This window comes from Chryseolinea soli, from assembly GCF_003589925.1.
GTDB classification, from domain to species: domain Bacteria; phylum Bacteroidota; class Bacteroidia; order Cytophagales; family Cyclobacteriaceae; genus Chryseolinea; species Chryseolinea soli.
Genome location: NZ_CP032382.1, coordinates 7,827,570 through 7,849,145, shown reverse-complemented (window position 1 = coordinate 7,849,145; position 21,576 = coordinate 7,827,570). Strand labels below are relative to the sequence as shown.

Below are 21,576 nucleotides of genomic sequence, written 5' to 3'. Positions count from 1 at the left end.
TCTCGCGGTCTTAATCCTTTACAAAACGTCCAACAAACGTATCGTCATGGGTCATCACCTCAACGGTATAAATTCCCTTTGCAAAACCACCGACGGGGATTTGAGGATCACGTGAATTGCCATCGTAGATCACCTGTCCCAGTGTATTTTTCACTTTGAGCCGTTGAACAACCAATCTGTCTTCCAGTACGAAGTAGACCGTTTCAGCAGCCGGATTGGGATACAGCTCCAAAGATTTCTTCCCCGGCGATTCCGCGACCCCCAAAGGTACCTTCACGGCAAGCGACGCCACAGCCGATGTGTCGGAACAATCGCCCTGGGAAATCACACAACGATAGGCATACCCGTCTTGAGCAACTTCCGCACCGGTAACTTTCAACGTCTGGGTCATGACCCCGGAATACGGCGCCAGGTCTGACAGATCCACAAACCCCGAACCATCATCCATTTGCCATTGATAGCCGACCGGCGATGCTTCTGTCGTAATAGTAAAAGAGGTGTTGTCACCCGTCACAACCGATCGGTCAACCGGTTGTGTGACGATGGCGGGAGCGGGATTCACGGTGACGACGATGCTATTGGAAACGGTTGATCCTGTGGGTGCGAAATGAGTAATAGAATAGCTTCCTGCTTCAGTCACCAACAAAGATTTACCGGTTTTTCCGTTGTTCCATGTGCCGTCCAGCGTGCTCGTAAGCCATACGCTGCCGCCCTCACAAAATGTGGTCAGCCCCATCGCCGTAATCACAGGTATCTCCGGGGTTGTCACGTACAGGGTGGCGGCGTTCGATGTGTCGGAACAATCGCCTTGCGAAATCACACAGCGATAGGTATACCCGTTTTGAGACACTTCCGCGCCCGCCAAATTCAACGTTGGCGTCTTGGCACCTGAATATGGCGCTCCGTCTGGCAGATCCTCAAAACCTGAGCCGTCGTTTATTTGCCATTGATAATTTGCCGGAGATGCTCCTGTGGCCACTGTAAAAGAGGCATTGTCTCCGGTTAGGATCGATCGGTCAATGGGTTGTGTGGTGACAAAAGGAACGGGATTCACGGTCACGGCGATCACGTTCGAAAGCGTTGGGCCGCAGGTGCCCGTGTAGATCATTGAATAATTTCCGCTGGAGGTCACCAACAGCGCGGTTCCGGTTTCTCCTGTACTCCATGTGCCGGTCAGTGTACTGGTAAGCAACACACTGCTGCCTTCACAAAATGTGGTGATACCTGTTGCCGTGATCACCGGCGTGGGTGGTGTGGTCACCGTCAGTTGAATGGAACCGATCGTTTCGGTCGTGCCACAATAATTTGTCATTACGCAAGTATACGTTCCGATGTCGGCAGGGGTAACGGACGCAAAAAGCAATGTGCTCGTGGTCTGTGAGGGCAGTAGCGTGCCATCTTTTTTCCAGGCATAGGTGCGGGCATTGTCGCTTTGCACGGAATAAGAAAACGGATCGCCGGCACACAAGGCCACAACTTTGTTTTTGAAATAAGTATAGGAAGGCTTGCGGCAGATCTCTTTCAGAAATCCGTTGGCGTTGATGTCGAAACCGAGTTCACTGAACAAGGAGGTTTGGATGACGGCGGTTACTTTATCCGTCAGGTAGTCGAAGCAGAAAATATGGGAGGCACTCACGCCATACATTTTTCCGTTGGCGGCCAGGGTTAGGCCTCCCAGCGTGTAGCCCGAACCGGTGAGTGAGCCATCGGCCTGGACGCCCAAACTGTGGACCAGGCGTATGCTGTTGGTGGCCGGTGTATATTCGAAGATGGACCCGAAGTGATTGCCACTCGCATCGGTTCCACCTTGGAAGCTGAGCCCGTAAATTTTATGATTGGGTGCCACCGTAAGAAAAGCACCCAGGCCGATGGCATCGGGGATGTTGAGCAAAGCAACGTATGCGCTGGTGGCCGAATTAAAGCTATAGATCGCGCCGGAACTGCCTACGGTGCCGTTCGGAACAGTATGATTAACGCCATAAAGCAACCCATTGTCGGGAAACAACACCGGACTTTCCTGCGGCTGGTTTCCACTGGCTACCCCAAAATTATACACATATCGAAACGCTCCGGTCGCCAGGGTGTATTCATACATCCGGCCCCAGGACAAGGGGCCGCCAATGGCTTCTACACCATATAATTTACCCTTTACCTCGGTAAGACTGCCTTTGGGCGCCTCTGGATAAGGCAGGTACTTTAATGACGTAAGGATGTTGGTGGCGATATCGTATTCCATCAGATAGCCACCGGCTCCACCGGTAATGAAGTATAGCTTCCCGTTGCTGGCTTGCACCAGGCTGTATCCGGGACGTTGATTCAGACTCTGTTTCACTTCCAGGGAGTCGATGGTGGGATCGTATTCATATAAAACACCCAGGTCGTTCGTTCCGCCATAGAACGTCAACCCATAGAGTTTGCCATTGGTGGCCTGGATCACGGAACCCTTTGCGTTGCCGCCGGTCACCTTGTCGAATTGGTGCAGGCGGTTGCCGTGCGCGAACGTCGAATCAAACTTTATCAATGCACCAGCATAGCTGTTGTTATTGACGCCATAGGTGTTGGACGAGCTGGTGTAGAATTCGTGTTGAGCATGACTTACAACGATACATACTAGCAATAGACACAACGTTAACGAGAGGGTAACTTTTTTCATATGACAGAAGCAACATTTAACGAAAGATATTCGAAAAATCTGAAGCGTGCCGTTGACAATGACACAAATTACTACCCGTAACTTACATGAAAAAAGACACCCACCAACGTCCGGTCTGGGCGTGATTTGCGGATGATGACGAAGGTTACCTTGTTACAAAAGCGCTGAAGTGTTTTTGAACGGCGATTACGCGTTGTGTTCGGGAACCACCTGTGGTGCGTGGTTCGATTCCTCGATAAATTTAAACACCGCCTCCACCACGGTCAGCGATTTGAGGTTATGCCCCAGCCCTTGCGTGGACAGCAAGGTTGATTTTTTCCAGGCCTCGTTAATTTTCACGGCGTAGTGATACGGTGCTTCAGCGTCGCCTTCATCGTGAATGATCAGCCCGTTCAAGTGAAGGGCGGCGGCAAATTTTTTCGTGGAAAAATAAGCGGGCGGGACTTGATACGTCTCTTCGAAATGATCGTGAATGTGTTTCATGGCCCGGTCGGAGAGCCGTAGGGTGTCTTTGTAGAAGTTCAAAAAGTCGGAGGCCTCACCGGGAGGGGCCATCAGCACCACATTGTCAACCGGCAGCGACGGATGGCGAAAGAACGCATACATCAGCGAGAAGCTCCCCAACGAATGACCGACCACCGTTTGGGCGCCGCCGATGTCGAGCAGGAATTTCTGGATCAATGTGGCATAGACCGGAACAGAAAGAAAATTGCCGCCCGAAAGTCCATGCCCGGGAGCATCCAGGGCGTAGACCGTGTAGACCTCTTTGGGCAGCGCGTCGATATACGTCTTCCAGCGATAGCTGTGACTTTGCCAGCCGTGAAAGAAAACCACTTTCTTTTTGCCCGTCCCCCAGCGGTACGCTTGCACGTTCACGCCGTCGCTGGCGATCGTGAAGGGATCGCCCGTGTTGAAGAAGTCTTTTTGTTTGTCCGTGATGGGCGTTCGGAAAGGTCTGCAAAAGAGCAGGAAGCCCCGGCGTCCGGCAGCTTTGGGATGGATCCAGGCGAGCAGGTTGAGGGCGGCGCCGAGGATCTGGGGGATGATCGTTTTCATGGGTGAAGGGTTTTATAGATACCAATCGGTATCTATGGGGTTAAAAAAATTTACAGGACCAGGTCTTTCAATTGATTTTCCAGGTGTTGGATGACGCGTTTGGTGTCGTCGTTGTTGCCGCGCAGTTTGCTCATCATGATGGCACCTTCCAGGGAGGCAACGATCACGGAGGCATAATACGCTTTGTCGATATCCGGTTTCAATTGCTTGTAGCGGATGCCATTGTCGAGGATGGCAACGACGGAATTGTGGAGGATGTCCAGGATCTTGAGCGCCGTTTTGCGCAGCCGGGGATGGGCGTCGTCGGCTTCGATGGCGGCGTTCATGAGAGGGCATCCGCCTTTCACCACCGGTTTGCTGAGATACGATTCAAAGAAATGGAAGATGGCCTTCAGTTTCCCGGGGGCCGTCGTCTCTGTTTTGATGCGGCCTCTCAGGGCCTCCATCATCAGGAGGGACATTTGAAATAAGGATTCCATTTCCAGGTCTTCTTTACTTTTGAAATGCCGGTAGATGGCGCCTTTCGTAAAGCCCGTGGCTTCGGTGATCTCGCTGATCGAGGTGGCCTTGTAACCTTTGGTGTTAAAAAGTACCCCCGATTTTTTCAGGATCTTTTCGCGTGTGGCTTCCGGATTGCGCATCGTCAAAGATACCAATTGGTATCTTAAATTCAAATCCTCTTGTCATACGAAGAAAAGCCGGTCGGGTTTCCGGGAAGGCCGGTTTTAAGGCTGCAGGATATTATCTTTCTGTTAAGTCATTCCAAAAAACCGAGCTGATAAAAGAGAAAAGGCCTTTCACCCGTTTCCGGGATTGACTCTTTCGGATGGGTTGGCTATTTTTAATTACTCAAGTTCCTCGACCCGCCTGATCCGTTGATCGCCAGCCCACTTGGAATTTGAAAATCCTGATCATTCCGGTTCCGTAACTTCGATCACGTTCGAACCACGCGCTATTGGCTGAATTTATGATTTACACAATGCTTTAATGTATCGCTTATGCCTCTCAGAAAATACGGCGTCCTCATGGGGAAGGCCACGGACAGTATGCTTGCCTCGTCCAGCAACGAACATTTTCAGATCAAGATCGATGCCGCAGGTAAACCTTACCGGATTGCGATCAATGTAAAATCGGCCGTGAATCCGCCGGAAGTATTGTTCTATATGGATGAGAATTTTCAACATCCCATCCTGCAGGACATCCTGGATAAGAACCTGGTGACGGGGTTTACAGAGATACCATCCCAGTCCAACTCCATCGCCTTGGATTTTATCCGGCGGAACATGTTCCCCACCGCGGCCATGAAGCCCATCCCTTTCAACAAGCCCGGTGCCGACAACGACCTGAACGAAAAGCTCGGCTTCTATGTCAGCCAGGCGATCAGCGACAGCGATGCCCGGGTATATGCCTTCGGTGAACGTTGGGGGCCGGAGCCGGGAGTGAAGGATAAGTACTTCGACTTCGAACCCGGCAATGGCATTCACGACATCCATATGAACCAGGGGAATTCCGGCCAGTTCAAAAAAGACAACGGTGTTTACCAGGATGGCGGATTGTTCATTCACTTTCCTTCACGTGACAAGTGGATTGCTATTTTCATCGCCTTCCAGGTGCAGGCGTGGCACACGGACGACAAGACGGGCGATCCGATCACCGGTCCTCCGGTCGTCGACCCCGACCAACCCGAATCGATTACGCCGGTTCGCATCATCGCTGCCATGGTGAACCCGCGGGTTGCTGATGTGGGGAATGAATATATAATACTGCTGAACACGGCCGACACGCCTGTCAATTTGCAGGGCTGGAAGATCGTGGACAAATCCAAAACCAGATTCGACACCCTGGGCAATGTCACCATTCCGGGGGGAGATGCGCTTCGCGTTCCCTTGTCGGGACAAGGTGCGCAGCTTAGTAACGAGGGAGGGATCATCACCTTGCTGAACAAGCAAGGATTGAAAGTGGACGGCGTCACCTATACCAAAACCGACGCCTCGAAGACGGGCCAGCTGGTTGTTTTCTAAGTTTTTGCCAAAGGGCGGTTCACGGAAATGAACTTCTTCTTATAGGTATGTAACACTTCGATGATTCGCCGCGGATTCTTCCATTCAAAAACATGAATGACCCACAGCGTGATGCGAATCAGCACACCTTTGGGTTGAACGAGTGAAGTGGCCAGCGTTTGAATGGTGTTGCTTCGCGCCTGGATACACGAATCGGCTTCGGCTCCTTTTTTTGAACTCAGGTCCTCTGCAAAACTCCACGCGCCATCGCGGGCGTTGATGATGCTGAATTGGATGAGGATGCTGTCGTTTGAAGCATGTAATCCAAACAACGACAGCAACGGCGAGATCCGGTTGATTTCCTGGAGCACTTCAAACGTCATGGATCCCAGAATGTCGTTGATGCTGTTGAAATCTTTCCGGATGTCGACGATGGGATTATGGCCCGATGCCTGAACGGCGGCGATCCCCAGGTCAAGATTGATGTGAGCGTTCATGCCAAGCAGCAAATGCTGCAAGACGAGGCGGGAGGATCTCTTCGATGCATCGAATGCCACTTGCCAGGGGCCGGTGGGCTGCTCTTTGTTTCGCCATTGTTGCACGGCAGTCAAATAGCGGTTTGCAAAAGCGACGTCAAATTGCTCCATGCGCGCATTGTTCTCAAACTCTCCGTTTTGAATGGCATCCCTTACCCTGACCGTCACTTTATAATACAGGGAAGCAAAGTACCCAACCCGGTCTTTGGAGTCTGCGCACGCATCGATCAACTGTTCCAATTGCTGAATGATCTCATCAATCGTTTTGGCTTCTTTGACCTGTGGCAAGATCGGTTGGGGTTAGGTGGTGAAAGATATCCGGGAGTCCTGTTCTATTGCAACAGGTATTGTCGTACAATGCCTCTATACAATATCGGAAAAAATGCTAAGAACGGAAATCCCTGATATCGGTACCCCTTGTTTTTGCTGGTCAATCGTACGACCCGATGTGTCTGAAGATTTTTAGACTGCCATCTTCTTCCCTCCTCCATATCCGGAGATCTTTTCCGACACCAACGCCCGACCAATCACCATTTCGTACCGTGGCAATATGGCTTGCGTATTCGATAACATAGATCCCCAGGTGATCGATACGGTCGTTTCGAACGTCCAGCTTCTCGAAGATGGGAAACTCCCGGCAGTGTTCAATCAAAAAATCGCTCACTTCTTTTTTGCCCTTGGAGATGATGTGACCCGAATGGCACACGACGGCTTCATCGGCGTAAAACTGGCTCCAAATTTTGGCATCATGTTGACTCACGGTGGACTCCATGAGACGGTTCAGGGCGGCCAGTTCGAAACTTATATTGTTGTTGATGTTTACGTGAGAACTCAAGGCGACGTCGACGTTGGGAATTTCCGGGAACTTCAATTGATCGGCAAAATCAATGGCGTGATCATAATTCCAAGCCTCGGTGATTAAAGAGAGCTTGCCATTCTCCTTTTCCCAAAGGTTGAGATATTTTCCTTTCAGGTCATACACCTTGCCCGTGTTCTTTATTTTCATTTTCATGGTGAACACGCCAATCTCTGACACCATCGATCCAAGATCGAGCACCTCCAGGTCGGCGCGGTCGTATTCCTGGATGTCGAACCGGGTGGCGAAAGCCTTATGGTAGGATACCAGGTTTCCTTTACCCACAATGGTTCTTTGAAACGGCGGCATCAAACGGACGTCTTCGCGATAATAGACTCCCAATCTCTCGGGCTTTTTGTCGAGAAAGCTTTTGTTGTAATCCGAAGTGAATTGCTTTACAAAGGACAGGGTCCTCTCATCGACTTTCGTCTGCGCCCATACATCCGAAGCATTCAGGTTGACAAATGCAACGAGGAGAATGATGAATCCATTTTTTGTCATATCATTTGATTTAGAGATTTAAATAAACTTGACGATGTATTATTTTTTATATCGAACACCAGGTGACGTTCAAAGAAGGGTAGCACCCGGGTATAGAACCGGCCATCTTCAGGAGCTGGCGCTCGGTATCCAATAAAAATAAGGGTTCGAAGGAACGGTGGGAAATGAGATTGACAACACGCACCCCCGGGATTATCACCGGCACGCTTTTGTTGACAACAGGAAAACGGCTGACGTCTTTTTTAAGAGGGATAGATAATTTCAGGCGATCACTTCTTCCAAAGCCTGTCGTTCACCACACGGCCCAGCACCTCGGTTTGATAGTTCCGGCTGATGGGGATGCGGTGTGTCTGGATGATGATGTCGTTGTTTTCGATGGATTCTATTTTGGAGATGGAAACGATGTAGGACTTGTGCACCCGGATAAACGCCTGTGGATTCAGCTTCTCTTCGATGTTTTTCAGGTAAAGGAGCGTGATGTACTTGCCTTTCTGGGTGTGGATGGTGATATAGTTTTGCATGGCCTCGATGTAGAGGATGTCTTTGAAGTAGAGCTTCTCATACTTATAATCACACTTGATAAAAAAATAATCCGGCGTTTCCTCGTGGGAGGCACTCCGGGAATTCGCATGAAGCAGCTGATGGTAGTCTTTTGATTTATTGACGGCCTTCAGGAAGCGATTAAACGTGATGGGTTTCACCAGGTAGTCGAGCACGTCCAGTTGAAAGCCTTCGAGCGCATAGCTGGGATAGGCTGTGGTGATGATGACCATCGGGGGATCGGGAGTCATTTTGAGAAACTCGATCCCGTTGATAAAAGGCATTTCGATGTCGAGGAAAATAAGGTCGATGGGTTGCTCGTCCAGCATGGCGTTGAGATCGAGCGGGTTGCTTCCGGTGCCGACCAGTTGCAGAAAACTGACCTCTTTGATGTAACTGGCAATGCACTCTACGGCCAGGGGTTCATCGTCTATGATTACGCATTTTATCATGTGCCGCAGAGTTACGAATGAATAAGGCTGTCGATGTTTGTATTTTGTTCGGTCAAGGCTGCCGGCTCAGTCATCGCGCGTTCGTGGAGGCTTAACGTCAACGCTATCCGGAATTGGTCGTCGCCGTGTTCTTTGGCCAGCGCATGTTTTTCGGGATATAAAAGATCGAGCCGTCGTTGCACGTTTTTTAACCCGATGCCGCGGTGGCGGATGAATTCGGTGGAGGAGCTTTGCAGGGGTGAAGCACTGTTTGAAACTTCGAGTGTCAGCACTTCGTGGTCGAGCCGGAGGTTCATCCTGATCCAATTCGACCCGTTCCGGTGCCGGGACACATGCTTGAAGGCGTTTTCAACAAAAGGCATGAGAATGAACGGCGCGATGACCAGTTTCCCCGTGTGCGGGATGTCCATTTGAATATCCACCTTCACATGACTGTGGTCCTGTCGCAACTTTTGCAGCTCGATAAAATTCTCGAGATAATTCAATTCCTGGTCCAGGCGGATTTGCTGTTCGTTGCACTCGTAGAGTTGATAGCGCAGGATATCGGAAAACTTTGCCAGCGAATCCGAAGCCATCTGCGGGTTCTTGTTGATCAAAACAAATATGGAATTGATGGTATTGAAGAGGAAATGGGGATTGAATTGCGATTTTAGAAATTTTAATTCCGTTTCCAGTTTTTCTTTTTCCAGGTCCGATTTTGCCTTCTCCAGGTCCTGCTCCCTGCGTTTAGACTGTATCCAATTCTTGGTAAGTTTGATGCTCATCGCCAGGGTCATGCTCGCCATGGTGGAGGGCAGGGTGTTTATCTGAAAGAAATAGAAATATCGCTCGTGCGAGATCTGGTATAGTTCCTCGAAAGTTCGTTCCGACAACCAGGCGCTCACCGGGTAGCCCAATGCCACAAAAGCAGCCGTACAAACAATAGTGACCATCAGTAACGCGATATATTGGGCGTATCGTCCCTTTTCCAAAAAGCGCGGGATCAAAAAGTAAAGATTGAAGTAGACCCCGATCGCCTGGAAGACGACATAAAAACAATATTTGACGGTATAAGGAGAGAAGGAGAGGATGTTGCTGGCAGCATTCCATGCGCTCCCGATGGTGACCGTCCACCAGCAATAGTGGTAGGCGAACCAAAACGGAATGTGGTAAAGTTTGTATTTAAAAAACCAGTCGAACTTGGATGGATAGTTTGTCACGCCCGTAAGATTACATTCCTCAAAACGCGCTAAAGACGGCGCCAGTTTTTAAAGTTAGACAAAATTATCCGGGAAGACCACGGCCGAATGCAAGGCGCATCAAAAAGCTGATCAAAGGACGGATTAACTTGACGAGAGGCATCCCTGCTATTTTTTCTCCTCCAAAGCCGCTTTAAACAGGAATTCGCAGTTCAGCAATTTTATTGAACTCCTCAGCAAATAATCTTTAAAAGGTGTGCGGCTCCGCATTGTTTTGCTTCATCCGATGAAAACGGAATCTAAAAGCTGTACCCATGAAACTGCTATTCTTCACCTCCGTGTTACTTTGTCTGCTTCAATATGCCCAGGGCCAGGTGTCGGGAAAAGTTACGACCCCCGACAAGCAGCCCCTTCCTTTTGTCAATGTGCTGCTCCTGAACGCTGCCGACAGTTCGCTCGCGAAGGGCGCCGTGGCTACCGAAACGGGAGAATACAAGATCGACGGCGTCGCGGCCGGTGACTATTTTCTTCGATTCAGTTTGGTGGGCTACAAGACCGATAACGTTCCTGTCTTCAAGATCAATGCCAACGAGGCCAGGGATTTCGGTGTCCAGGTACTGGAAGAAGACTCCCAACAACTAGACGAGATCGTGGTGCAAGCCGAACGGCCTTTATACCAGCAAGAGGTAGACCGCACGGTGGTGAATGTCGAAAACAGCGTGATGACCAAAGGGAGCTCGGCCTTGCAAGTGTTGGAGCGATCGCCGGGCGTGTTTGTGGACATGCGCAACAACAGCCTTGCCCTGAATGGAAAGACCAGCGTCATGCTGATGATCAACGGCAAACTCATACGCCTCCCCATGGCGCAAGTGGTGGCGATGCTAAACGGCATGAGTGCAAACGACATCGAGAAAATTGAACTGATCACCTCGCCACCCGCGCGCTACGACGCGGAAGGAACGGCCGGGATGATCAACATTGTGATCAAGAAACATGAGGAGATCGGCACGACGGGGTCATTTTCGGTTACGGGTGGACAGGGCTGGGGAGAAAAGGGAAATGGAAGCGTCAGTGTTTCTCACAACACCGGGAAAGCAAATTTTTATGGATCGTATTCCTTTCTGCACGACCGCACCCGCGACGGCTGGGTGGCGCAAAGCACACAGAACATGCCGGCTTTTGGAGGGGAGTTGAGTGTTGATGTGGGCAGCACAACAAAAGGTACGACGAACAATCACAACGCTACATTAGGCTTTGATATCAACGCCCCGAAGGCAACCCTCGGCGGCAGCGCCACCTATAACACCAGCCGCGGCCCGCGCAACATCTATAACCATGGCAACTACACGATCCTCGCGTCGGATTCTTTGCTGGTCATGCACGCCACGATCGACGGGCAAGCGCACTGGGGCAACCTGGTGACCAATCTCTACCTGGACAAGCCGCTGCGCGAAGGGGAAAAGTTAAACATCGACCTGGACTATCTCCGCTATAGCAACGAGAGCCCAACCGAGATCAACACAATTTTTTTGGATCGCGAGGGCCGTGAAGCGCAGCCCAGCGGCAACATCTTTTCAAACCGGCAGCGCGGCGTTTCGCAATCGCCCATACAGGTGGGGGTGTTTAAGACAGACTATACACGGCAATGGCACAACATCAAATTTGAAGCGGGCCTGAAAGGAACGTTGACGGCAAGCTCGAGCCTGTCGCGAATAGAAACCTACACCGACGGCGCATGGACGGGTAGTGCCCGGTATACCAACGATACGGATATGCGCGAGACCATCGCAGCCGCCTACTCGTCGGTGGAGGCGCAGGTTGCACCGGCGGTGCGGCTCATCGCTGGGTTGCGCTATGAATATTCGCATACCCGCGCCAACGCCGACAAAGAAGAAAACAACATCGACCGGAAACTGGGAAAACTTTTTCCCAGCGTGTTCCTGACGCGCCGACTGAATGATCATGCTGAGTTGCAATTTTCCTACACCAAACGCATCACCCGGCCGTCCTACAACGACCTGGCGTCCTATCTGCTCTACAACGACCCGATGTCCGTCTCCACGGGCAATCCTTCGCTGCGACCGACGATCAGCAACAATTTAAAAATAGGATATACCTACAATGGCTACTCGTTCTCGCTGCAAGCCGGCCGGGACGATCACCCCATCATATTGTATCAACAAAAAGAAAGTCCGGCGCGTGACCTCATGTACCTGGCGCCTCAAAACATGGCCTATCAAAACAATCTCACGTTTCAGGCGAATCTTCCGTTCACGATCAATAATTGGTGGAGCATGAGCTATAGCGTCGTGGGTGGACTCCGCCAGTTCAAGCTCGACCACACGGTAGAGAAGTTGAGAAAGACGTATTTTGCCTACACCCTCAACGGCAGCCAGACCTTCACACTTCCGGCAAATTTTTCATTGGAGGTTTCGGGATGGTATAACTCATCGCAATACGAAGGTTCGAAAAAGATAAGACCCTTTGGCATGTTGAACGCCGGACTTAAAAAAGATCTTCGCCACAATTGGGGCAGCGTTCAATTGGCCGTGACCGATATTTTTAAATCCATGCGCGTGAATGGCTTTTTTGGAACGCTTACGGAAGAGGCTTTTTCATTAAAAGCGGAATACACGTACAAGGCGGAGTCGGCGAACTACAGGATTGTGAAACTCACGTACTCCAAGACATTCGGGAATACGAAAATGAAAAGCCGCGGCTCCCGCGACGCGGTATCCACAGACGAAAGAGAAAGGATCAGGAAAAACTAGTGGACGCTAAAACGTGATCGTCAAGCCCCCATCCACGGTGACAACGGAGCCGGTGATATAGGAGGCATCCGGCCCTGCAAGAAAATAAGCCACCCCGGCAACTTCTTCGGGCTGGCCGGCTCTTTTAAGCGGAAGATGATTATGCTTGACGTAATTTTCCTTGAACCACTCGCTGTCCAATTCATTTTTGCCGTCGCCCTTGATGGACATGGGTGTGAAAATAAATCCCGGAGCAATGGCGTTTGCCAGGATATTTCTCGGCGCCAACTCCACGGCCAGTGAACGGGTGAATTGGGTGATGGCCGCTTTCGCCATGCCATACGACGAACTGCCGGGTGCTACGCGTTCATAGTGAATGGAGGTGATGTGAACGATCCTGCCGCCGTCGTTCATCAACGGGATCAAGGCCCGGCACACTTTGACCGCGCCATAGAGCATGACTTGCAACGACCGGTCCCAGGCATCGAAATCAGGCGCGAGCAAGGGCTGGCCTTTGGAGATGCCGACGCTGTTGATGAGTACATCGAAGTGGCCGAATTTTTTTTGCACGTGTTCTTTCAATGCATCGATGTGGTCATCCGACGTGACATCCAGGAGCACAGCCTGGTGACCTTCGCCTTCCAGATCGTTCACGGCGTTTTGAAGAAGTACTGCCTCCGGTGCGGCACCCATCACTTGCCAACCTTCCTTGGCGAAGCGTTGGGCCGTTGCTTTTCCAATACCGGAAGAGGCGCCCAGTACGATTACTTTTTTCCTCATGCTAGCTTTTTGAAGCGTTAGAATTTTTAACAGTGAGTGTGGCGTGATTTTAATAGGTTGCTCTTCCACCAGACACGTCGAAGAGGAAGCCGGTATTGAAGCTGGCCTCCTTGGAAACAATCCAGGCCGTAATGCTGGCCACTTCTTCGATGGTGCCCAGGCGTTTCATCGGGATCTTGCCGATCATGTAGGCGAGTTGTTCCGGCGCGGTCTGATCGTTCATGGCGGTCTTGATGACGGCGGGTGCCAGCCCGTTCACGGTAATGCCGGTCTCTGCATATTCTTTGCCGATGCCTTTCACCAATCCGATCACACCCGCTTTCATCGCCGTGTAGCCGGCCATGAACGGATTGCCTTCTTTTCCGGCCATGGATGCGATCAAAAGAATGCGGCCATAATTTTTTTTCTTCATGGCCACAAGTGCATACTTGGTCATTAAAAATGAACCGCGAAGATTGATGTTGTAGATCCGGTCGAAGGCCTCCGTGGGATAGTCGGTGATGTTCGTGCTGGTGGGCCCGACAATGCCGGCGCAATTGACCATGATGTCGATCTGTCCATACGTTGCTTCCACTTCCTCCATCGCTTTTCGCACGGCGTCTTCCGAAGCGACGTCCACCAGGTGACCGGAGACGTTGTGGCCTTTGGCTTTGAATTCGGTCACGGTTTTGTCCAGAAGGGCTTGGTTGATGTCGAATAGGGCAACCGTGCCACCCTCGGAGGCGAGGCGGTCGGCAATGCCTTTGCCAAGACCTTCGGCACCGCCGGAAACGACAGCGACCTGGTATTTGAATCGTTCCATACTAATTATAGGTTTATTGAGATCGAATAAATCATTGACATTCGAATACGGCCGTCTCCACGCCTTGCCCGCAATGCTTCACGACGAAGAGCCCGCCGGCCAAGGGCTGCTCTTCCAATTGTTTTTCCGAGAGACCGGTTTTTGCCGACGTGATATAGAGATCCTGCAGACGCTCGCCGCCGAACGTACAGGAAGTGACCCGGGCCACGGGCAAAGCGATATGCGAAAGCTTCTCACCCGTTCGCGGGTCCCACCGCGTAACTTGCCAACCGTCCCAGTGTGCGATCCACAACATGCCTTCTGCGTCAATGGTCATGCCATCCGGAAAGCCATCGTCCTTGGGGATTTTGATGACTACCCTGCGGTCCGTGATCTCCCCCGACGGATGATGGTATCGATAGGCCACCACTTCATAGGTGGGGGTGTCGATATAATAAAATGTTTGATGATCGCCGGTCCACGCCATCCCATTCGAAATGGTGACGCCGCTGATCTTTTTTGTATGCGCCAGGTTTTTATCGATCATATAGAGACTGCCGGCGCCGGGCGCTTCGGAAAGGGCCATGGTGCCCACCCAAAACCTGCCCGCGGGATCGCACTTGCCGTCGTTAAAACGATTGCCGGGCAAATGCACCTCGGGATGATGCAGCATCCGGATGCGGCCGCTGTCCCGATGAACAAAGGCCAACCCCGTTTTCAGGGCGGCGATGTATTCGCCGTTGTTGCACAGGGCGATGGAACCCACCATGTCTTTCACATCGATCTTTCGATGCTGTTGCGTGACGGTCGAAAATTCGTGCACCTCGCCGTTGAGAATGTCAACCCAGCAAACCGTCTTTCGCAAAGCATCCCAAACCGGCCCCTCACCCAGCAGGCAGGTGTGCGCAATGACAACTTTAGGGGCGGGGGAGTTCATGAATGGTAATATAGCCCATTTTTCATAATCGGTGGCGAGGTTTTCCATCGCCTTAGAAATTTGCTTTTCAACGCGATGATTTGAATTTGAGCAAACCCTTGTTTTATCCGCCATTTAATATTTACCTTACTGGAGAATTAGTGCATACTAATTCCCGCCGCTTCAATGTCAGGATCAAGTCCCACCTATTTGATCCTATTGAAAACGGGTACCATCAAATTTCATTTTGTTCTTCGTAATGCCGCTTGACGAATGACGTGCACACCGCACATTTTCATCAAGGGAGCATGAACCGTAAAAGGCTTGTTGATTCTTTAGGAGATCGATCGTAGAGTATTTTTAGTGGACGCAAGACTGTGTATTGAAAAACAAATCATCCCATAAATAAAAAAGCAATACCTCCGAAAACTTGAAAAGCATATGGCAGAGAAAATCAAAAATCAAACCGCCCTCGATGATGTAGCCGCACGACAGTTGGCCATTGCCACCCGCACCGTGCCTCAAATGGTAACGATCACACCGCGCTGGTTGACGCACCTCATGAGCTGGGTTCCTGTGGAGTCGGGCGTGTACCGGCTCAACAAAGTGAAGGACGCCCAAAACATCGAGGTGGATTGCTCCACGCGCGACGAGCACGTGCTTCCTCACACGTACGTGGACTACGATGCCAACCCGCGTGAATATAACCTCAGCGCCGTCAACACCCTGGTGGATGTGCACACGCGTGTGTCCGATCTGTATAGCCGGCCCTACAATCAAATCAGTGAACAACTCCGGCTGGCCATCGAAGCCATCAAAGAGCGCCAGGAAAGCGAGCTCATCAATAATAAAGAGTATGGCTTGATCAGCAGTACGCCGGCAAGTCAGACCATCAAAACCCGCACCGGCGCCCCCACGCCCGACGACCTGGACGAATTGCTGGCCAAAGTGTGGAAAGAGCCGGGCTTCTTTTTGCTTCATCCACTGACCATTGCTGCCTTTGGTCGCGAGTGTACACGCAGAGGTGTTCCGCCGCCAACCGTCTCGTTGTTTGGCTCACAATTCATCACGTGGCGCGGCATTCCGCTGATCCCGAGCGACAAACTCCCGATCACCAATGGCAAGTCAAAAATAATATTGCTCCGCACGGGCGAAGCACGTCAGGGTGTGGTCGGCCTGTATCAGCCCAACCTGCCCGGCGAGCAAACCCCGGGATTGTCGGTGCGATTCATGGGCATCAACGATAAGGCTATTGCCTCTTACCTGATCGCCTTGTATTGTTCCATCGCTGTGCTGGTAGACGATGCCATCGCCGTGCTGGAAGACGTGGACATCACCAAGTACCACGAATACAAATATTGAGGGAATTTTTGTCCCTGGTGAATGGCGTTTGTCCCATTTCTTAACACACGGTCATGAACAATTTCAATCAAGATAATCTGCCCGACGTCCGGGAACTGGAGCGGCTGGCCAATCAGTATTTTAAAGCTGCACCGGCGGGCGACCCGTCCATGGAGTCGGCACAACGGTTTGCCCAGGCGAACCCGGTAGCCGAAAACCAAGTGAGCGATTTTTCGCCGGCGGCAGGAACGTCCAATTCCCAGATCAATCACCCGGAAAGTTTTGACATCAAGGATCCGCAAACCAGTTTGCCCGATCCCCATTTTTACAATGGCGAGATCCCAAAGTCAGTTGCCGGTAGTGGCCGGTCGCCGTCTTTGCAGAACCCCAGCGGAAACTATAGCACGGAATCGGCAAGCAACAAATCATCGCACCGCTTGCCTTTTCAATCGGAACAACCCTTCGAGCAGGAATTGAACCAGGTGCTTCGCCAGATCAATTCTTTCATGGCCACACCGCAGTTGCCCGTTAATCCTTTCCCGGGCATGCATCCGACGTCATTTTATTTTCTAAACGACAGCACGCCAACGCCCATGCCTGGCGATGTCGGCATCGTGCGGCCTCCTTTCGACATCAATCGCGTCAAAGGTGATTTTCCGATTTTAAAGGAACGGGTCAACGGAAAATCATTGGTCTGGCTCGACAATGCGGCCACCACGCAAAAGCCAAAGTTCGTCATCGATCGCATCAGCGAATTTTACGAACACGAAAACTCCAACATCCACCGCGCCGCCCACGAGTTGGCGGCCCGTGCTACGGATGCGTTTGAAGGGGCGCGTAAAAAAGTACAGCGCTTCCTCAATGCAGGCTCGCCCAACGAGATCATCTTTGTCCGTGGCACAACCGAGGGGATCAACCTCATTGCGCAAAGCTGGGGCGATCAAAACCTGAATGCCGGCGACGAGATCATTCTCAGTCATCTCGAACACCACGCCAACATTGTGCCCTGGCAATTGCTCGCCGAAAAAAAGGGCTTTAAGATCCGCGTGATCCCCGTCGACGACGATGGACAGATCCGGTTGGACGAATACGGCAAGCTACTCAACAGCAAAACGAAACTGGTGTCGTTCACGCAGGTATCCAACGCGCTGGGGACCGTAACACCGGCCCAGGTCATCATCGACATGGCGCACACAGCAGGCGCGAAGGTTTTGCTCGACGGTGCCCAGTCGGTGTCGCACATGCGAGTCGACCTGCAACAGTTGAACCCCGATTTTTTTGTTTTCTCGGGTCACAAAATATTTGGACCCACCGGCATCGGTGCAGTCTATGGAAAGGAAGAGATCCTAAACCAGATGCAACCCTGGCAGGGCGGAGGCAACATGATCAAGGACGTGACCTTCGAGCACACCGAGTTTCACAAGGCCCCCGGACGATTCGAAGCCGGCACGGGCAACATCGCCGACGCGGTGGGCCTGGGCGCTGCCCTCGACTATGTGAGCCGCATCGGCATGGACCTCATCAACCAATACGAACACGCTCTTTTGCTTTATGGGACACAACTGTTAAAACAGGTTCCGGGTTTGCGTCTGATCGGCACGGCCCCCGACAAAGCCAGTGTCATGTCGTTCGTGCTCGACGGCTATACGAACGACGAAGTAGGGCAGGCGTTGAACAAAGAAGGCATCGCCGTGAGAACCGGCCACCATTGCGCACAGCCCATTTTGCGCAGGTTTGGGGTGGAGAGCACCGTTCGTCCTTCGCTGGCGTTTTATAACACCTGCGCCGACGTCGACGCGTTAGTCGCCGTGCTACACAAACTGAGGTCCGCCAAAAGAAGGTAATACAGGTATCAAATCGATGTGGGGTTAACCATAGAAACCGGCGGCAAGACCCCGGATCTGGCGTATGTCGTGTGCACAGGCCGTGCGGAGGGCACGGTGATGATGACGGTCGTTGTCATTTTTCTTTAGCAACTGCAGTAAGAGTTGTTTGTCATGAAGATTGCCGATGGCTTCCTGCAACGTGTCGTAAAATTTTTCTTTTTTCTTTTTTAAGTGATCGGTGGACCCGGCAATAAATAAAGCCGCCTTTATGGATTTTCGGGTTTTGTGAATGTCTTTTAACGCGAGATGAGGATAGAGCTTGCTTTGTATTTTCTTGTATTGATGTTTGAGATAACGACCGATGTCGCGGTCCTTGATTTTTTTTAGATAAGGTTTGAGTTTTTCGGATTGCGCCTTTACGGTTTGCAAGTAGTTGGGGACTTTCGATTCAAAAGTTTCCAGCGGTGGATGCTCCGTGGGAGGAAGTTGTAGACCTTCCTCGGGATACTTTGTCAGGAGCGAAGTAAGTACCTCGGATTGCCGGATGGCATCGGCCTTTCGAAAAATGGCGCGGAAGGGAAGAAAACGTTTATGATTCCTGAATTTCTTCCGGGTCTCATGGATCAAGTTCAGGACCGCCTTTATCTTTTTTATGTCGATACGGACCTGGTGCAGGGTTTCGGTGTCGTGATTGACCGGCACGGTTTTCAGATGTTCCGTAAGGGCGCGGAAGGGCTTGTAAGCAAATTTTTTTAACCGTTTCATGGGTTTTGCTCGGCGGACCGTTGGGCGGGTCCCTGTGTCTTGGGCAATAACAAGTTACAAAAAGAGTTTGTTCACGGGTTCATGTATTCAAAAAGAAAATCTCCGCAGTATGCGTGGAAACACAAATCGTTAGCGCTTGAGCGGTATCTACTTAAAACGGTATCTTTGAAAGGCAAATAAATTTCCTTCGAAAAATCAGAACCCGAATCCATCATGCTCGACATCGTCATTGAAGCCCGCAAAGCCGCTATCGCTCCCGGAATGGAGGTCAAAAGAATTCTTCCCTTTCGAATGCGACGGATGGTGGGCCCTTTCATTTTCATGGACCACGCCGGCCCGGTGAGCATTCAACCGCAGTCGGTCGCCAAGATGGACGTGTTGCCCCACCCGCACATCGGTCTATCCACGGTCAGCTACTTGTTTAATGGCGAGGTCACCCACCGCGACAGTCTCGGCGTGCAGCAAGTGATCCGCCCCGGCGAAGTGAATTGGATGACGGCCGGAAAGGGAATTGCGCACTCCGAAAGATTTGAAGATCCCTCCGTCCTCGTCGGTGGCTTCGAGATGATCCAGACGTGGGTGGCCCTGCCGGAAAAAGACGAAGAATCCAATCCCACCTTCGATAACTACAAGCCTGAACAGTTGCCGATCTATACCGACACGGGCGTATGGATGCGATTGATCGCCGGCGACGCCTACGGATTGAACAACAATGTAAAGACCCACTCGCCATTGCTTTACCTGCATGCCGTGTTGCAACCTGGCGCAACGTTTGGGCTACCGAAAGAACACACTGAACGCGCCGTCTATATCGTGAAAGGCAGTATCGAAGTTTCAGGACGCGCCTACACGGCCGGCCAGATGCTGGTTTTCACCAAAGGTGTCGATCCCACACTGATCGCCAAGGAAGCGAGCACGCTCATGCTCTTGGGCGGTGAGCCCGTGGGGGACCGGTTCATCTGGTGGAATTTTGTTTCGTCGCGAAAGGAGCGCATCGAGCAAGCGAAAGCCGACTGGACCGCGGGAAGAATCGTTCTCCCTCCAAACGACAACCATGAATTTGTGCCCCTTCCCGAAGACAAATCCAAGGCCGCCGGTAGTCCGCCGCCCCAGGCGCTGTCATAATGAAATATCAATTTATTTGATGTCGTTTTATGAATAGATAATCGGATGCTATCCGGTTATCTATTAAAATTCAACACACCTGGACGACCTCAATACCCCACAACGCACCCAATTTTTTTAGCTTATCGGCAATATGTGTTACCCCCACCACACAATGATGCGCGGGACCATGACGATTCCAATTTTCAGCAAAATCCCGCGCACCGATAGAAAAACGATAGCGACTATTGGTGTTGCCGATCTCCAGTATCGGACCATCCACCGATTCTCCCTCGGCACACAAGAGCATAAGCGTCCCATCCACTTTCTCAACCACCGACAGCAGCGTTACCGGTCCCTGCTTTACACGCATTTCCACTGACAACCCGCTACCCACTTTCCCATGATATACGTGCAGCGGTTTCACTTTTGTCTTTCCCTGGGCAATGGCAATGTGGCCCGGGCCATCGTGCCCCATCAACACCACATCGTCGACATAGTCCATGGCATAATATTCCGTGAACGAACCGCCCACGCCAAAGCTGTCCATGATCTTCATGGCTTGTGCATTTTTCACTTCGTATTCCCCAGCAACGGGAATGCCACGGCCCGTGAGCAGCGAGGTTCCCAGGATGATCGAACTCATTGTATCCGCATTGGCGGCGTTGCCCGTGCCTTTGTGATAATAGGCGAGGGACCCCAACTGATGTTGTTCCACCAGGAGATCCAGGGCCACCGAGGTCCGGGCCGCGCGAATCAATTCGTCTTTTGAACAATCGGGTTGGACATCGAAAGCGCTGTTGAAATCAGCGACCCGCCGCTCTATCAGGTCCGGGCCAATGGATTCGCGGAGCGACGAAAGCTCGTCCACTTCAATGATCTCCAGGTGTCCGCCAAAGGTGGCGCAGTGCAGGGTAAGGTTGGAGTAGATGTCGAGCATGCCGCCATAGTAATTGCCCATCAAGCCCAGCCGGTTGTGAAACAGGATGTGGGCCACCCGTGCGGCATCTACCCAGTCCGTTACTTCCTCCCAGATCGCCGGATCATGGAGCGTGCCCGTCACTTGATAGAACGGGATCCTGGCCCGTTGAAAGACGCTCGCAATCTCCGGCACGGGACACGGTGAGCAATACGCGAGCCACTCGCCGGTCATCTGCGTCCGGTCGGTCAGGTGGTTAAAGCGATGATAGTCGATCGAGGCCTCGGGAACGAGATTGAGAATGACCACCGGCACCTTGGCGCGCTGCACGACGGGCAACACGGTCGACGAGAGCGCATAGGTGGTGACGTACAAGAAAATGATGTCCACATCTTTTTCGCGAAAAGTATGGCCGGCCTCCAGCGCTTTCTCGGGTGTGTCGATCAACCCCAGATTGATCACCTCATGGCGGGTGGACGAGATATTTTTATGCACGACCGACACATAGCCCTCCAGCCGTTGCTGCAGGCCTTCAAATTGTTCCCAGTAGGCTTGCAGGCCTATTCCGAACAATCCAATTTTTAAGTGATAGCTTTTAGTGGTCATGTGGTGAATGTTTGAC

The 21,576-nt window shown here is 51.6% G+C and carries 17 protein-coding genes; 5 read left to right on the top strand and 12 right to left on the bottom strand.

Annotated elements, in window-relative coordinates:
* Positions 1 to 10: 10 nt before the first annotated feature.
* From D4L85_RS32685 to D4L85_RS32675, 3 genes are all read right to left on the bottom strand, one after another.
* Positions 11 to 2,653 (bottom strand): choice-of-anchor tandem repeat GloVer-containing protein, encoded by a 2,643-nt coding sequence (locus D4L85_RS32685; protein ID WP_119758300.1) that lies wholly within the window; start codon positions 2,651 to 2,653, stop codon positions 11 to 13.
* A 186-nt stretch (positions 2,654 to 2,839) separates the two neighbouring features.
* Positions 2,840 to 3,709: an alpha/beta hydrolase gene (locus D4L85_RS32680; protein ID WP_119758299.1), complete on the bottom strand. Its 870-nt coding sequence runs from the start codon at positions 3,707 to 3,709 to the stop codon at positions 2,840 to 2,842.
* A gap of 50 nt (positions 3,710 to 3,759) precedes the next feature.
* Positions 3,760 to 4,350, bottom strand: a complete 591-nt coding sequence (locus D4L85_RS32675; RefSeq protein ID WP_119758298.1) for a TetR/AcrR family transcriptional regulator — start codon at positions 4,348 to 4,350, stop codon at positions 3,760 to 3,762.
* 357 nt (positions 4,351 to 4,707) lie between these two features.
* Between D4L85_RS32675 and D4L85_RS32670 the strand changes: the two genes are divergently transcribed.
* On the top strand, positions 4,708 to 5,730 hold the full coding sequence (locus D4L85_RS32670; protein ID WP_119758297.1) for a DUF2278 family protein: 1,023 nt from the start codon (positions 4,708 to 4,710) through the stop codon (positions 5,728 to 5,730).
* Here D4L85_RS32670 and D4L85_RS32665 read toward each other — a convergent pair.
* The 4 genes from D4L85_RS32665 to D4L85_RS32650 form a co-directional block, all read right to left on the bottom strand.
* On the bottom strand, positions 5,727 to 6,533 hold the full coding sequence (locus tag D4L85_RS32665; RefSeq protein ID WP_119758296.1) for a DUF5995 family protein: 807 nt from the start codon (positions 6,531 to 6,533) through the stop codon (positions 5,727 to 5,729). The two genes, D4L85_RS32670 and D4L85_RS32665, sit on opposite strands and share 4 nt — an antisense overlap.
* 142 nt (positions 6,534 to 6,675) lie before the next feature.
* A complete protein-coding gene (locus tag D4L85_RS32660) occupies positions 6,676 to 7,602 on the bottom strand; it encodes a DUF4440 domain-containing protein (RefSeq protein ID WP_119758295.1) in 927 nt (308 codons plus the stop codon).
* 269 nt (positions 7,603 to 7,871) lie between these two features.
* Complete coding sequence (locus D4L85_RS32655; RefSeq protein WP_119758294.1) at positions 7,872 to 8,594, bottom strand: LytR/AlgR family response regulator transcription factor; 723 nt, start codon at positions 8,592 to 8,594, stop codon at positions 7,872 to 7,874.
* A gap of 11 nt (positions 8,595 to 8,605) precedes the next feature.
* A complete protein-coding gene (locus D4L85_RS32650) occupies positions 8,606 to 9,793 on the bottom strand; it encodes a sensor histidine kinase (protein ID WP_119758293.1) in 1,188 nt (395 codons plus the stop codon).
* A gap of 293 nt (positions 9,794 to 10,086) precedes the next feature.
* On the opposite strand from D4L85_RS32650, the gene D4L85_RS32645 reads away from it, so the two are divergent.
* Positions 10,087 to 12,543, top strand: coding sequence for an outer membrane beta-barrel family protein (locus D4L85_RS32645; protein WP_119758292.1), 2,457 nt, complete (start codon positions 10,087 to 10,089; stop codon positions 12,541 to 12,543).
* A gap of 6 nt (positions 12,544 to 12,549) precedes the next feature.
* Here D4L85_RS32645 and D4L85_RS32640 read toward each other — a convergent pair whose 3' ends face one another.
* The 3 genes from D4L85_RS32640 to D4L85_RS32630 are packed head-to-tail and all read right to left on the bottom strand — an operon-like array spanning position 12,550 to position 15,020.
* Positions 12,550 to 13,302, bottom strand: coding sequence for an SDR family NAD(P)-dependent oxidoreductase (locus tag D4L85_RS32640; protein ID WP_119758291.1), 753 nt, complete (start codon positions 13,300 to 13,302; stop codon positions 12,550 to 12,552).
* A 49-nt stretch (positions 13,303 to 13,351) separates the two neighbouring features.
* On the bottom strand, positions 13,352 to 14,104 hold the full coding sequence (locus D4L85_RS32635) for an SDR family NAD(P)-dependent oxidoreductase (protein WP_119758290.1): 753 nt from the start codon (positions 14,102 to 14,104) through the stop codon (positions 13,352 to 13,354).
* A 31-nt stretch (positions 14,105 to 14,135) separates the two neighbouring features.
* Positions 14,136 to 15,020, bottom strand: coding sequence for an SMP-30/gluconolactonase/LRE family protein (locus D4L85_RS32630; RefSeq protein ID WP_119759038.1), 885 nt, complete (start codon positions 15,018 to 15,020; stop codon positions 14,136 to 14,138).
* Between the two features lie 420 nt (positions 15,021 to 15,440).
* Between D4L85_RS32630 and D4L85_RS32625 the strand changes: the two genes are divergently transcribed.
* Both D4L85_RS32625 and D4L85_RS32620 read left to right on the top strand, forming a co-directional pair.
* The gene (locus tag D4L85_RS32625) at positions 15,441 to 16,361 is read left to right on the top strand and encodes a family 2A encapsulin nanocompartment shell protein (protein ID WP_119758289.1); all 921 of its coding nucleotides are present in this window, start codon (positions 15,441 to 15,443) and stop codon (positions 16,359 to 16,361) included.
* 53 nt (positions 16,362 to 16,414) lie between these two features.
* Complete coding sequence (locus tag D4L85_RS32620; RefSeq protein WP_119758288.1) at positions 16,415 to 18,184, top strand: family 2A encapsulin nanocompartment cargo protein cysteine desulfurase; 1,770 nt, start codon at positions 16,415 to 16,417, stop codon at positions 18,182 to 18,184.
* Positions 18,185 to 18,208: 24 nt separating this feature from the next.
* On the opposite strand, the gene D4L85_RS32615 is transcribed toward D4L85_RS32620, so the two are convergent.
* Complete coding sequence (locus D4L85_RS32615; protein ID WP_119758287.1) at positions 18,209 to 18,931, bottom strand: CHAD domain-containing protein; 723 nt, start codon at positions 18,929 to 18,931, stop codon at positions 18,209 to 18,211.
* A gap of 213 nt (positions 18,932 to 19,144) precedes the next feature.
* Here D4L85_RS32615 and D4L85_RS32610 point away from each other — a divergent pair, with 213 nt between their 5' ends.
* Complete coding sequence (locus tag D4L85_RS32610) at positions 19,145 to 20,056, top strand: pirin family protein (protein ID WP_119758286.1); 912 nt, start codon at positions 19,145 to 19,147, stop codon at positions 20,054 to 20,056.
* A gap of 70 nt (positions 20,057 to 20,126) precedes the next feature.
* Here the strand turns inward: D4L85_RS32610 and D4L85_RS32605 are convergent, their stop codons facing one another.
* Complete coding sequence (locus tag D4L85_RS32605) at positions 20,127 to 21,560, bottom strand: arabinose isomerase (protein ID WP_119758285.1); 1,434 nt, start codon at positions 21,558 to 21,560, stop codon at positions 20,127 to 20,129.
* Positions 21,561 to 21,576 lie beyond the last annotated feature (16 nt).

Bases quoted from the DNA above. Each gene is read 5' to 3' on its own strand.
- D4L85_RS32685 (WP_119758300.1), bottom strand. From the start codon at position 2,653: ATGAAAAAAGTTACCCTCTCGTTAACGTTGTGTCTATTGCTAGTATGT.
- D4L85_RS32680 (WP_119758299.1), bottom strand. From the start codon at position 3,709: ATGAAAACGATCATCCCCCAGATCCTCGGCGCCGCCCTCAACCTGCTC.
- D4L85_RS32675 (WP_119758298.1), bottom strand. From the start codon at position 4,350: ATGCGCAATCCGGAAGCCACACGCGAAAAGATCCTGAAAAAATCGGGG.
- D4L85_RS32670 (WP_119758297.1), top strand. From the start codon at position 4,708: ATGCCTCTCAGAAAATACGGCGTCCTCATGGGGAAGGCCACGGACAGT.
- D4L85_RS32660 (WP_119758295.1), bottom strand. From the start codon at position 7,602: ATGACAAAAAATGGATTCATCATTCTCCTCGTTGCATTTGTCAACCTG.
- D4L85_RS32655 (WP_119758294.1), bottom strand. From the start codon at position 8,594: ATGATAAAATGCGTAATCATAGACGATGAACCCCTGGCCGTAGAGTGC.
- D4L85_RS32645 (WP_119758292.1), top strand. From the start codon at position 10,087: ATGAAACTGCTATTCTTCACCTCCGTGTTACTTTGTCTGCTTCAATAT.
- D4L85_RS32640 (WP_119758291.1), bottom strand. From the start codon at position 13,302: ATGAGGAAAAAAGTAATCGTACTGGGCGCCTCTTCCGGTATTGGAAAA.
- D4L85_RS32635 (WP_119758290.1), bottom strand. From the start codon at position 14,104: ATGGAACGATTCAAATACCAGGTCGCTGTCGTTTCCGGCGGTGCCGAA.
- D4L85_RS32630 (WP_119759038.1), bottom strand. From the start codon at position 15,020: ATGAACTCCCCCGCCCCTAAAGTTGTCATTGCGCACACCTGCCTGCTG.
- D4L85_RS32625 (WP_119758289.1), top strand. From the start codon at position 15,441: ATGGCAGAGAAAATCAAAAATCAAACCGCCCTCGATGATGTAGCCGCA.
- D4L85_RS32620 (WP_119758288.1), top strand. From the start codon at position 16,415: ATGAACAATTTCAATCAAGATAATCTGCCCGACGTCCGGGAACTGGAG.
- D4L85_RS32615 (WP_119758287.1), bottom strand. From the start codon at position 18,931: ATGAAACGGTTAAAAAAATTTGCTTACAAGCCCTTCCGCGCCCTTACG.
- D4L85_RS32610 (WP_119758286.1), top strand. From the start codon at position 19,145: ATGCTCGACATCGTCATTGAAGCCCGCAAAGCCGCTATCGCTCCCGGA.
- D4L85_RS32605 (WP_119758285.1), bottom strand. From the start codon at position 21,560: ATGACCACTAAAAGCTATCACTTAAAAATTGGATTGTTCGGAATAGGC.